General features: G+C 71.2%; 12 protein-coding genes. 10 read left to right on the forward strand and 2 right to left on the reverse strand.

Annotated elements, in window-relative coordinates:
• Positions 1-106 precede the first annotated feature (106 nt).
• Entirely contained in the window at positions 107-958 is an 852-nt protein-coding gene (locus tag JWP64_RS15415; RefSeq protein ID WP_297497025.1) for an alpha/beta hydrolase, read from the reverse strand.
• Between the two features lie 88 nt (positions 959-1,046).
• Between JWP64_RS15415 and JWP64_RS15420 the strand changes: the two genes are divergently transcribed.
• The 8 genes from JWP64_RS15420 (at position 1,047) to JWP64_RS15455 (ending at position 9,724) form a co-directional block, all read left to right on the forward strand.
• The gene (locus JWP64_RS15420) at positions 1,047-1,583 is read left to right on the forward strand and encodes a CGNR zinc finger domain-containing protein (RefSeq protein ID WP_297497028.1); all 537 of its coding nucleotides are present in this window, start codon (positions 1,047-1,049) and stop codon (positions 1,581-1,583) included.
• A gap of 501 nt (positions 1,584-2,084) precedes the next feature.
• A complete protein-coding gene (locus JWP64_RS15425; protein ID WP_297497032.1) occupies positions 2,085-2,660 on the forward strand; it encodes a hemerythrin domain-containing protein in 576 nt (191 codons plus the stop codon).
• Between the two features lie 27 nt (positions 2,661-2,687).
• Positions 2,688-3,902, forward strand: coding sequence for a hypothetical protein (locus JWP64_RS15430; RefSeq protein ID WP_297497035.1), 1,215 nt, complete (start codon positions 2,688-2,690; stop codon positions 3,900-3,902).
• 366 nt (positions 3,903-4,268) lie between these two features.
• Positions 4,269-4,724 carry a GreA/GreB family elongation factor gene (locus tag JWP64_RS15435; protein WP_297497037.1) on the forward strand — a complete coding sequence of 152 codons (456 nt, stop codon included), beginning with the start codon at positions 4,269-4,271 and terminating at the stop codon, positions 4,722-4,724.
• 231 nt (positions 4,725-4,955) lie between these two features.
• Positions 4,956-6,965, forward strand: coding sequence for an erythromycin esterase family protein (locus JWP64_RS15440; RefSeq protein WP_297497040.1), 2,010 nt, complete (start codon positions 4,956-4,958; stop codon positions 6,963-6,965).
• 22 nt (positions 6,966-6,987) lie between these two features.
• Complete coding sequence (locus JWP64_RS15445) at positions 6,988-7,677, forward strand: alpha/beta family hydrolase (RefSeq protein WP_297497044.1); 690 nt, start codon at positions 6,988-6,990, stop codon at positions 7,675-7,677.
• Entirely contained in the window at positions 7,674-8,033 is a 360-nt protein-coding gene (locus JWP64_RS15450; protein WP_297497047.1) for a hypothetical protein, read from the forward strand. Before JWP64_RS15445 ends, JWP64_RS15450 begins: the two co-directional genes overlap by 4 nt.
• A 263-nt stretch (positions 8,034-8,296) precedes the next feature.
• Positions 8,297-9,724: an aldehyde dehydrogenase family protein gene (locus JWP64_RS15455; RefSeq protein ID WP_297497050.1), complete on the forward strand. Its 1,428-nt coding sequence runs from the start codon at positions 8,297-8,299 to the stop codon at positions 9,722-9,724.
• Positions 9,725-9,827: 103 nt separating this feature from the next.
• Here JWP64_RS15455 and JWP64_RS15460 read toward each other — a convergent pair whose 3' ends face one another.
• Entirely contained in the window at positions 9,828-10,961 is a 1,134-nt protein-coding gene (locus JWP64_RS15460; protein ID WP_297497053.1) for a CoA transferase, read from the reverse strand.
• Positions 10,962-11,326: 365 nt separating this feature from the next.
• Between JWP64_RS15460 and JWP64_RS15465 the strand changes: the two genes are divergently transcribed.
• Positions 11,327-11,794 (forward strand): hypothetical protein, encoded by a 468-nt coding sequence (locus JWP64_RS15465; protein ID WP_297497056.1) that lies wholly within the window; start codon positions 11,327-11,329, stop codon positions 11,792-11,794.
• Between the two features lie 2 nt (positions 11,795-11,796).
• Positions 11,797-12,312, forward strand: a complete 516-nt coding sequence (locus tag JWP64_RS15470; RefSeq protein ID WP_297497059.1) for a pyridoxamine 5'-phosphate oxidase family protein — start codon at positions 11,797-11,799, stop codon at positions 12,310-12,312.
• Positions 12,313-12,371 lie beyond the last annotated feature (59 nt).

The following is a 12,371-nucleotide window of genomic DNA, read 5'->3' on the forward strand; positions in this document are numbered from 1 at the left end:
CCGCCATGCGTGGCTGAGGGTTTGGTCCGGATGAGACCCTGCCTACGTGTTCTGAGGTCCCTGGCTCCGGACATGAAGCCCGGGGTGGTCGTTCCAGGCGGTGCGTTCACAGGAGGCGTTCGAGGAACGTCTGCAGGGCCGCAACGGTGGCGACCGGGGCGTCCTCGGTGAGGAAGTGCCCGGCGTCGGGGATCACCACCCGGTGGGAGCGGGGGATCGCCTCGCTGAGCTCATCGGCCGTCTCGACGGGGAGCCAGGCGTCATGCTCGCCCCAGGCCACGAGGGTCGGCACGGAGATCTCCCCGAGCGCGGCGGCGACGTCCCGGGTGTCCTCTTCGCAGAAGCCGGCGACCTGGTCGAGGTAGCGCTGCCGGCCCGCCTCCGCCGCGAACCGGCACAGATAGGCCTGCTCGGCGGCGGGAGCGAGCGGCTGGTGGGTCGCGGTCCGCAGGTGCGCAGCGATCACCTCGCCGAAAACGTGAACGGGCATGGTGCGGTACGCGTCGAGGTGGGTCTGCATGTGCACCGCCACGGGGGTCACCCACGGCGTCAGCACCGCCGCGTCCAGCAGGGCCAGCCCTCGCGTCGGGACCCCGTGCAGGAGATGAGCTCGCAGTACGGTGCCGGCCCCGATGTCGTGTCCGACGAGCACCGGCCGCCGGCGGCTCCAGTACTCGGCGAGCTCGGCGAGCGTCGCCGCATGCAGGGCGATCGACGGAGTCACCCCCGGGTCGAGGGTCGAGTCGCCGTAGCCGAGCAGGTCCCAGACGTACACGGTGTGGGTCACGGCGAGTTCGGTCGCCAGGTTCCGCCACAGGTAGGACCACGAGGGCGTGCCATGGGTGAGCACGACGGCGGGCCCCTCGCCGAGCACGTCGTAGGCGACCTCGCCCCCTGCGACCCGGACACGACGGCCCAGCTCCCAGTCGTGGTCGGCGTGAGCAACGGGAACAGTCATGCCATCCTCCCGTAAGGTGCTCGAGGATCTCAAGGCCATTACCCTCGCACGAGATGAGTAAGGTGTGCAAGTTCGATTTGACGATTACATGGTCGGCGCCGAGCTCGTGACGGCCTTGATCGGCACCGCACCGCGGGTGTGGCACGGGGTGGAGAAGCTCGCGGGGCCCGAGGATCTGGACGCCCTGCTGGCCGGCCTCGCCCTTTCGTCGGAGGGACGCGTTCTCGACCCGGCCCAGCTCGAGGCGGTCCGACAGCTGCGCAGCGAGCTCCGCACGATCGTCGACGGAGCCGAGGAGGGGGAGGCGATCCGGCTGGCGTCGGCGCTCACCGCCCGGGCCCGTGCCTCGCTGACCCTCACGGGTGAGGAACGGTGGAGGTGGACCTACGAGGCCACGGGCGATCTCGCCGACGAGCTGGCCGGGATCGCCGGGGTCGGCCTCCTCGGTGTCCTGCGCACACTCGGGGTGGAGCGGTTCCGGGCCTGTGCCGCGCCGGACTGCGAGGGGGCGTTCGTGGACGCCAGCCGATCAGGTCGCCGGCGGTACTGCATGCCGGACCTGTGCGGGAACCGCGTGAACGTCGCCCGGCACCGGGCTCGGCGCCGCGGAGCGTCGCCGAGTTGAGGAGGTGGCCGTCGCTGCCCTCTCGCCGTCGTGACAACAGTCGGGCGTGCACGTGCAGGCCCGAATTCGCAGGCGCGGCCCCCGAGGTCTCCGGCGAGGACGTGGCGGGGCGGCCTGGCCCGACGGGTACGACGTCTTGGGCCTCGCGGCTCAACGCGCCACCGGCGCAACCGGCCCGCCGGGCCCAGGCACCCGCTCGTCGTCTCGCGTGAGACTGGGAGGCGTGCTCCACGCAGCACGGGCCGGCGCTCCGAGGTAGTGCCTTGATCGTCCCGACGCCTCCGCTGACAGGACGCCCTCCAGTCGTTGCCGACCGCCGACAGCATGCGCTACCGCCGGTGGTCGAGACGGACCTGTCCTCGGTCACGCGTCAGGCGCGGGCGCAGTGCTCGGCCCCGGAGCGAAGCAAGGCCGCACGACCGGACCAGGTCCAGTCCCTGGCCCGCGGATCTACTGGGTCGGGCATCCGTCCGGGCAGTCCCGACGGGGAGGAGCCGCAGCATGCAGCAGCGAGAACCGGCTGCACCGGACGACGACGTCGTCGAGGTGCTGATGCAGCAACACGGGGTGATCCACAACCTGTTCGACGAGGTGCGCGCGAGCGGCGCGGAGGACCGGCAGGACGCGTTCTCCCGGCTCGTACGGATGCTCGCGGTGCACGAGACGGCCGAGGAGATGATCGTCCACCCTCTCGCGCGGAGCGCGGTGCCCGGCGGTTCCGGCGTGGTCGACGACCGCCTGACCGAGGAGGCGTCGGCCAAGGAGATGCTCAGCCGGCTGGAGTCGCTCGATCCCGGCGCCCCCGACTTCCTGCCCCTGCTCGACGACCTGCGCCTGGCCGTGCTCACCCATGCCCGGGCCGAGGAGCGCTACGAGTTCGTCAAGCTCCGCGAGAGCACGGACGCGGCGACGCGGACCCGGCTGGCGACCGCGCTGAAGGCCGCCGAGGCGGTGGCACCCACGCACCCCCATCCCGGCATCAACACGCCGACCGAGAACCTCGTCGCCGGACCCGTCGCCGCGGTCGTGGACAGGGTCCGCGACGCCATGCGCCGGGCGAACGCCGACGCCCCCTGATCCGAATCCGAGCACGAGGACGGCGAAATGAGCTTCAACCCGCTCGCTGAGAAGGGCATCCCCCTCGACGACCAGATCCGGGACTGGCGTGAGCTGGGCGTCGCCCCGGTCGATCCGGACGCCACCCACCCCTACACCAAGTGCCGGATCATCACGATGAACGCGATCGAGGTGGAGAGCGTCTTCTTCGGCCACCACTTCAGCCGGTTCTGCACCGACCGCGCGGTCCGGGAGCACCTGGCGCACACCCGCTACATCGAGCAGCAGCAGCAGAAGGTGGTCAACTGGCTGCTGCCGGGCACCGCGTCGGTGCTGGAGACGACGATCTCCTACGAGCAGCAGGCCGTCGACCTCACCGCCTGGCTGGCCCGGCACGAGCCCGACCCGTACCTCAAGCAGTCCTACGAGTTCGCGGTGCTGGAGGACTTCGACCACCTCTACCGCTACGCCAACCTCTACGAGATGATCGAGCACCGCCAGGCGGAGAAGCTCGTCGACGGGCTGACCGAGGTCATGCCCGGACGCCCCACCGCGTGGGAGCACCGCCACCCCGTCGACAACGTGCGCGATCCCTACGACAAGGCCACCGCCGACCCGCGCTCCAAGCTGCACACCCTGACCCTCGTCGCGGCCGAGCAGCAGGTGATGAACCTGTACATGAACGTCGGCCCGCTCTACATGGAGCCCATCGCCCGCCAGCTCTACCAGGAGATCGCCCTCATCGAGGAGGAGCACGTCACCCACTACGAGTCGTTGATGGACCCCGACGAGACCTGGTGGGAGAGGCTGGTCCTGCACGAGTACAACGAGTGCTACCTCTACTACTCGTTCATGCAGCAGGAACCCGAACGCCGGATCAAGGCGATCTGGGAACTGCACCTGGCCATGGAGATCGAGCACCTGCGCCTGGCCGCCGAGCAGATGCGCCGCCACGACCGGCGTGACCCGGAGGAGATCCTGCCCCCGGAGATCCCGGAGACGATGGTGTTCGAACCGAACAAGGCCTACCTGCGCCAGTTGCTCGACACCCAGATCGACCTGACCACCCTCGGCGCCGGCTACGTCCGCGAGTCGCACGAACGCTTCGAACGCATGCAGCAGCAGATCCACCGCGGCGAACAGCCGCCCAGCGAGCAGGTCATCGACGAGCACCGCGCCCGCTTCGGCCGCGAGTACCGGCTGCAGACCGAGGGCGAGCACCCGGACCCGCGGCTGCGCGAACCGGAGACCACCCCCGCCTGACCGCGTCGGTCAGGCACAGGTGCCGTGCCCGCACCGGAGGCGCGGCCGCCTCGGTTCGGGGGTCACCTCCGGGCCCTGCTGCGCAGCCGTACGGCGAGCGCAGCAACCAGGAGTACGACGCCACGACCCCGGTGGGCAGGCCGACGAGGCTCGTGGCCGGGGCCACGGCAGGCGCGGCGGTCTGCGTCCGCCCGGGGACCGTGGTCTGCGTCCGCCCGGGGACCGTGCGGTCGTGCCCACCGGCGGCGCCTCTCCGGTGATCGATCACCGAGGCTCGCGTCCTCCGCCCGCTGGGGCCAAGGGTGGGGGGCAAGTCCGTCCTCCCGGGCCGGACGCCGCGGCCGGAGCCGTGTGCGACCGTGGGGCATGACGGCGGCCGCGCACGACGAGCGCCACGCTCTGCTGGAGGAGCTGGGGCTGTTGCGGACCCGTCGGCGCGAGCTGGAGGAGAGCCTCGTGGCCGACGACCACCCTCCGCACGACTTCGGCGAGCGGGGCGAGACCACCGAGCGCCGCGACGAGATCGACTGGATAGACCGCCGCATCCGCGACGTCGCGCACTACCTCTGGGAGGCGGGCCGGCCCGGCGAGGACACGTCCGAGCGGGTCGGGCTCTACAGCACGGTGAAGCTCCGGTTTCCCGACGGCTCCTCCGAGTCCGTGCAGGTCACCCGCTTCCCCGACGAGGACGTCCCGGTCGTCACGCCCGAGAGTCCCCTCGGGCGGGCGTTGCTCGGGGCGCAGCCGGGGGACGAGATCACGTGGACGGCGCCGGAGGGGCGGTTGCGGGCCCGCGTGGAACGGGTCGACCGGCCTGCCTAGGGTCCACCGCCCGCTCGAGCGGCCGGCGCTTCCCGTGCCGCACGGCACCTGCTCCGCGAGGACGACCGGGCGGAGGGATCTGGCACCGGGGGGCCGACGACCGCCCGGTCCTCGTTCGGGCACAGTCGCGGGTGCCGCCGAGACAGGGCGGACGAGCCGGGGAGGGAGGTCCGGGCCCGGCGGACCGCGATCGCCTGCTCCCGGACGTCGCGACAAGCCTCAGGAGGAGCGATGTCGGATCGAGTCTTCCGTGACCGCCAGGACGCCGGACGTACCCTGGCCCGCCTGCTCGACCACTACCGGGGCCGGCCGGACGTGGTGGTCCTGGGGCTGCCCCGGGGCGGGGTACCGGTGGCCTACGAGGTGGCGCGGGCCCTGGAGGCGCCGCTGGACGTCTTCGTGGTGCGCAAGCTGGGCGTGCCCGGCCGCGAGGAGCTGGCGATGGGCGCGATCGCCAGTGGCGGCGTGGTCGTGGTCAACGACGACGTGGTGCGCGGGCTGGGCATCACCCCTGACGTGATCCAGCGGGTGGCCGAGGAGGAGGGGCGCGAGCTCCTGCGCCGGGAGCAGGCCTACCGGGAGGGGCGGCCGATGCCGGACCTCACCGGCAAGACGGTCATCCTCGTCGACGACGGCCTCGCGACGGGCGCGAGCATGCATGCGGCGATCACCGCGCTGCGCGACTACCAGCCTGCGCGGATCGTCGTGGCGGTGCCGGCGGCGCCGAAGTCGACCTGCCAGGAGCTCGAGGCGGTCGTCGACGAGGTCGTCTGCGCGACCACCCCGTCGCCCTTCCTCGCGGTCGGGGCGTCGTACTGGGACTTCGGCCAGACCACCGACGAGGAGGTCCGTGACCTGCTGCGCGCCGCGGCGACCTCGGTTCCCGCACGCACGGACGACCGGACCCTCAGCGACACCGACGTCATCCGCTCGGCCGCGATCCCGACGGAGTCCGGCGTGCCGTCCGACGAGGCGCTGTTCGACCTCGTCGGCGACGCGGAGTTCGTGCTGATCGGCGAGGCGTCGCACGGCACCGCCGACTTCTACGCCGCGCGCGCCGCCATGACGCGCCGGCTCATCGAGGAGAAGGGGTTCTGCGCCGTCGCGGCGGAGGCCGACTGGCCGGACGCCTACCGGGTGAACCGCTACGTCCGTGGCCGCGGTGACGACGCCGACGCCGAGGAGGCGCTGCGCGGCTTCCAGCGCTTCCCCACCTGGATGTGGCGCAACGCCGCCGTCCTCGAGTTCGTCGGCTGGCTGCGGGAGCGCAACGACCGCGTCGGCGACGAACGGCGCAAGGCCGGCTTCTACGGGCTCGACCTCTACAGCCTCCACAGCTCCATCGACGAGGTCATCACCTACCTCGACCGCGTCGATCCGGCGGCCGGCCGGCGGGCCCGCGAGCGCTACTCCTGCTTCGACCACTACGGCACGGACGACGGCCAGACCTACGGCCTCGCCGCCGCGATGGGCGCCGGCGAGACGTGCGAGCAGGAGGTCGTCGAGCAGCTGACCGAACTGCAGCGGATGGCCCCGGAGTACGCCCGGCGCGACGGGTTGCTGGCCGAGGACGAGGTCTTCTACGCCGAACAGAACGCCCTGGTCGTCCGCAACTCCGCGGAGTACTACCGGTCGATGTTCAACGGCCGCGCCCTGTCGTGGAACCTGCGGGACCGGCACATGGTCGACACCCTCGACGCGGTGCAGGCCCATCTGAGCGGGCAGCTCGGTGAGCCGGCCAAGATCGTCGTGTGGGAGCACAACTCCCACCTCGGCGACGCCCGCGCGACCGAGATGGGGGCCCGGGGCGAGCTGAACGTGGGGCAGCTCGTGCGCGAACGCCACCCCGACCGCTGCCGCAACCTCGGCTTCACCACCTACACCGGGACCGTCACCGCCGCCGACGACTGGGGCGGGGAGGCGCAGCGCAAGTGGGTCCGGCCGGCCTTGCCCGGCAGCGTCGAAGAGTTGTTCCACCAGGTCGGCCAGAAGGAGTTCATGCTCCCCTTCGTCCGGGGCGGGCGGGTGGCCGAGCGGCTTCGCGCGGCCCACCTGGAACGCGCGATCGGCGTCATCTACCGGCCGGACACCGAGCGGCAGAGCCACTACTTCCAGGCCCGGGTGGCGGACCAGTTCGACGCCGTGATCCACATCGACGACACCCGCGCCCTCGAACCCCTCGAGCGGACGGGCCTCTGGGAGACGGGCGAGGTCCCGGAGACCTACCCGTTCGCGGTCTGACCGATCCGGCGACGGCGACAGCGTGAACGCCCCGGGCGCCCTCCACCGGAGCCTGCAGATCCCCGCCGCCGGCGTGGTGTTGGAGGCCGACCTCGGCGTGCCGCGGGAGTCCCCGCGCGGCACGGTGCTGTTCGCCCACGGCAGCGGCAGCGGGCGGCACAGCTCACGGAACCGGTACGTCGCCGACGAGCTCAACCGCGCCGGCCTGATCACCGTGCTGGCCGACCTGCTCACGCGGGACGAGGAGCGGGTCGACCTGCGAACTGCGGCGTTGCGGTTCGACATCGACCTGCTCGGCGGGCGGGTCACGGCGCTGACCGACTGGGCGGCCCACAGCGACCCCACCGCGGGTCTGGGGGTCGGCCTGTTCGGGGCGAGCACCGGCGCCGCGGCCGCGCTGATCGCCGCCGCGAACCGGCCGGCCGTCGTGCAGGCCGTGGTCTCCCGCGGCGGCCGACCCGACCTCGCGGGCGCACACCTCCCCGAGGTGCATCAGCCCACGTTGTTGATCGTCGGAGAACGCGACCCCGTCGTCGTCGAGCTCAACCGGAAGGCCATGCAGCAGCTGGGCGGGGAGACCCGGCTGACGATCGTTCCGGACGCGACGCACCTGTTCGAGGAGCGCGGGGCGCTGGAGCAGGTGGCCGCCCTGGCGCGGGACTGGTTCCTCGGCCACCTCCGGACGGTCCCACAGGAGACGGAGGAACCATGACGGTGAAACGGAACGAGAGGGCGTTCGACCACGCGCGCGAACTGATCATGGCGGGCGAGTACGTCGGCGACGACCGGGACGCGTGGAGCGAGCACCGGCCGTCGGCGCAGCAGGAGAACGACTTCATCGACCGGCACGGCATCGGCGAGTACGCCAAGTGGCACCTCGGGATCGACGACGACGAGGATCCGGAGCGGAAGGGCCGCTACAAGTTCCCGTACGGCGACTTCGAGAAGGTCCACCGCTGCGGCCTGCTGGCCGCCGAGTCCCGCGCGGGGCAGCGCAAGTACTACGACATCGAGCTCGCGGTGGCCCACCTGCACGGAATGGTGGAGGCGCTGCAGCGGAGAGGGTAGGCGGGCCCGCTGCCGTTCGAGGACAGGCGACACGAACTCGTCGACACCCGGTCGGGCACCCGAACCCGACTTGACCGATGATCCGCCTGCCGCTACGATCCTAGAATCGTTTCTAGTTCGCAGTGCGGCGATTGCGCCGAAGCATGTCCCCGCCACGGGCTGTTGCGAATCACTGCACGTCACCCCGCCCCTCTCGCTGAACCACTGCTTGCTTGTGTGGGCGGTGACAGTCGACGTGGAAGCGCCTGATCGAGGAGAAAATGATGCGCGACGCAGATCGTTTCTACATCAACGGCGAGTGGGTGGAGCCCACGACGTCGGGGACCATGGATGTCCTCGACCCGTCGACCGAGAAGCCGATCGCGACGGTCGCGCTCGGCGGCGCGGAGGACGTCGACCGTGCGGTGAAGGCGGCGCGCGCCGCCTTCGAGACCTTCTCCACCACCTCGGTGGCGGAGCGGATCGCGTTGCTCGAGCGGATCATCGAGGTCTACCAGACCCGCGGTGAGGACCTCGCCCGCACGCTCATGGCCGAGCTCGGCGCCCCGGCCGCGCTCGCGAACAGCGCGCAGGTCGGCGCGGGCCTGGGGCAGTTCGCCTCGGCCCTGGACGCGCTGAAGAACTTCCAGTTCGACGAGGACCGCGGCACCACGCGGATCCGGTACGAGGCGATCGGCGTCTGCGGCCTGATCACCCCGTGGAACTGGCCTCCGCTCCTCATCGCGGCCAAGATCGCGCCCGCGCTGGCCGCCGGCTGCACCGTCGTGCTCAAGCCCTCGGAGCTGGCGCCGCTCAATGCCGTGATCATCGCGGAGGTGCTGCACGAGGCCGGTGTCCCGGCGGGCGTCTTCAACCTGGTGCACGGCGACGGCGCAGGCGTCGGCACGGCGCTGACCTCGCACCCCGACGTCGACATGGTGTCGTTCACCGGGTCGACCCGGGCCGGCGTCGAGGTCGCCAGGAGTGCGGCCCCGACCGTCAAGCGGGTCGCGCAGGAGCTCGGCGGCAAGTCCGCCAACGTCCTGCTCGACGACGTGGACCTGGCCACCGCCATCCCGCGGGACATGGGAGACGTCTGCGCCAACTCCGGTCAGTCCTGCAACGCCGGCTCCCGCTGGCTCGTGCCGCAGTCCCGGCTCTCCGAGGCCGAGGAGATCGCGAAGAAGGCGGCCGAGGCGATCGTGGTGGGCCACCCCGAGGACGAGGGCGTGGCGATCGGCCCGCTGATCTCGCAGGCCGCCTACGACAAGGTGCAGCGTCTGATCCAGAGCGCACTCGACCAGGGCGCCACGCTCGTCGCCGGCGGCCTCGGCCGGCCGGAGGGCCTCGACAGCGGGTACTTCGTCCGCCCGACCATCCTCACCGGCGTCACGAACGAGATGGAGATCTGGAAGGAGGAGATCTTCGGGCCGGTCATCACGCTGACCGCCTACTCCGACGACGACGAGGCCGTCCGCCTTGCGAACGACACCGTCTACGGCCTGTCCGGCTTCGTCTCCTCGGCCGACGTCGAGCGGGCCCGTTCGGTCGCGCGGCGCCTGCGGACCGGGATGGTGCACGTCAACGGCAACGGGCTGGACTTCGCCGGCGCCTTCGGCGGTTACAAGCAGTCCGGCAACGGGCGCGAGTACGCGGACTTCGGGCTGAAGGAGTTCCTGGAGATCAAGACCATCTTCGGCTTCGGCAGCTGATCCCGACCGGGGGTGGCGTGGCCGGGCGACCGCGTCACGCCGCCCCCGGATCGGCCGGCCCACGAGTGCGCTGCACCCGCGGGCCGTCCGACCTCCGCCCCGGCTACCGCTGCTCCCGCTCCGGTAGCCGGGGCGGTGCCGTCTCGTAGCGGGCGGGGGTCGCCGAGAGGGTGATCGGGTTCCGGGTGAGCCTGACCGGCGTCCCGTCGGCCCGGGGAACCTCGACGACCGGGTCCAGCCCGAGCTGCGTCGCCAGCGCGAAGGCCCCGGCGACGTCGTTGACCACCCCCGCCGGGACCCCGGCGGCGCTCAGGTCCGCGGCCCAGTCGGCCGCGGGACGCTTCGCCAGGAGCTCCTCGAGGACGGTGCGGAGCCGGTCCCGGTTGCGCACCCGCTCCGGGTTCGTGGCGTAGGCGGGCTCGTCCGCCAGTGTGGGCTGTCCGAGCACGGCGCAGAGGGCCGCGAACTGGCGGTCGTTGCCGACGGCAAGCGCGAGCTCGCGGTCCGCGCAGGGCAGGAGCTCGTAGGGCGCGATGCTCGGATGCCTGTTCCCGAGGCGGGCCGGGACGACGCCCCCCGCGGTGAAGGCGGCGCCCTGGTTGGCGAGGGCGGCGAGCAGGCTGGAGAGCAGGTCGACCTCGATCCGTTGGCCGGTGCCGCTGGTCTCGCGGTGGCGCAGGGCGGCGAGGATTCCGACGCTCGCGAAGAGGCCGGCGAGGACGTCGACGAGGGCCACGCCGACCTTCTGCGGTTCACCCGCCGGATCGCCGGTGATGCTCATCAGTCCGCCGACCGCCTGGATGAGGAGGTCGTACCCGGGCAGCGCGGCCCCGCCGCCCGAGCCGAACCCGGTGATCGAGCAGTACACGAGCCCGGGGTTGGCCGCACACAGGTCGGCCGGCCCGAGGCCGAGCCGGTCCATCACGCCGGGGCGGAAGTTCTCCACCACCACGTCCGCCGACAGCGCCTCGGCCCGGGCGATCGCCAGGTCGCCGGGATCGGAGAGGTCGAGCGCGATGCTGGTCTTGTTGCGGTTGACCGACTGGAAGTAGGTCGCCTCGCCGGCGTCGTCGTAGGGCGGCCCCCAGACCCTGGTGTCGTCGCCCGTCCCGGGCCGCTCGACCTTGGTCACCGTGGCGCCCAGGTCGGCGAGCAGCATGGTGGCGAAGGGCCCGGCCAGCACGCGTGAGAAGTCGAGGACCTTGAGCGGCCCGAGGGCCGTGGCGGGGCTCTGCATGCCCGTGCTCCTTCTTTGACATAAACCTTTCGAGTGAGGCTAGGAGCTTCGTTCCGCAGGCGTCAAGCCAGGTCAGATGGCCACAAGGTCGATCATGTAAGGGCTTGGAAGAAGTTCGGCCATATACGTTTACATCGCCGCCGCGACCTGGCAGGGTTGCCCTCGTCACCCGCTACGGCAAAACCCCCGAGGTCCACCAGGCGTCGGCACCTCGACGTCGAGGGAAGCTCGCGATCGAAGGTCTTGACCGGTCGATCGGTCTCGGGAAAGCTAGAAACGAATCCACCCCACCTCCTGCTGGCAGTTCCCGTTCACTAGGGCTGTCAGTGGAACCGTTTACACCACCACTGGAAGGGGAGACGACCGTGACCGAGTACGACCCGGCGGCGCGCAATGCGCGTCGCTTCCCTCGGGTGATCGTGCCCGACGAGATCGACAAGATGCCGACGCTGCAGTTCAACACCGGCATCAAGACCAACATCTTCCTGTCGCAGGAGCGGGACGACGCCCGCTACTTCCGGCACGGGTACTGCTACGGCGAGCCGGACCACCTGCCGTACCACTGGGACCAGGCGGACTTCGACGAGACGCACTACGTCCTCGAAGGCAGGATCCACCTCAAGGTGGAGGACGCCGCGGGGCGCACGATCGTCCTCGAGGCCGCCGAGGGCGAGCACATCTACCTGCCCGCCGGCTACAAGTACACGCTCGAGTGCACCGGGGTGCCCTTCAAGTTCTTCTGGACCTCCGGTCCGTCCCCGAAGGTCGGCGTCGCCGACGCACCGGACTACAGCCGCGAGCTCAAGGCGCTCCGCGTCACGGAAGGGAGCTGATCATGGCCGTGACCGCGAGCACCTGGCAGCCGCTGCGGGGCGACAAGCGCTGGGCGTACCTGGCGCGGGCGAAGACCATCCGGGTGGCGACGGCCAACGAGGACGGGTCGATCTACCTGTCCCCGCTGTGGCTGGTCGTGCACGACAAGAAGGTCTACATCCCGATCGACGCCGCCTCCCGGCACGCCGCGAACTTCGTCGCCGGACGTCCCCTCTCGGCCCTGGTCGACCAGGGGGAGGAGTACGCCACCGTCAGCGGCGTCCGGATCACCGGGTCGATGCAGAAGGTGGCCGACGAGTCCCTCGTCGAGACCCTCGCCCAGCTGGTGTTCGACAAGTACTTCCATGTCGGGCACCCCTACGCCGAGAAGTACCTCGAGTTCGGCGAGGTCGCGGGCCGTAGCTACTACGAGCTCGTGCCGGACAAGATGATCGGCTGGGACATGCGCGAGATCAACGTGATCGCCATGCCCGAGACCCGGACGCTGCCCGCGCACGTGGGGGACCGGATCCTGTGAGCACCTCGACGAACGGGTCCGCCCCGCTGCGCGTCCTGGTCGCCGGTGAGTCCTGGATC

The organism is Pseudonocardia sp. (genome assembly GCF_025465255.1).
In the GTDB taxonomy this organism is placed as follows: Bacteria; Actinomycetota; Actinomycetes; order Mycobacteriales; family Pseudonocardiaceae; genus Pseudonocardia.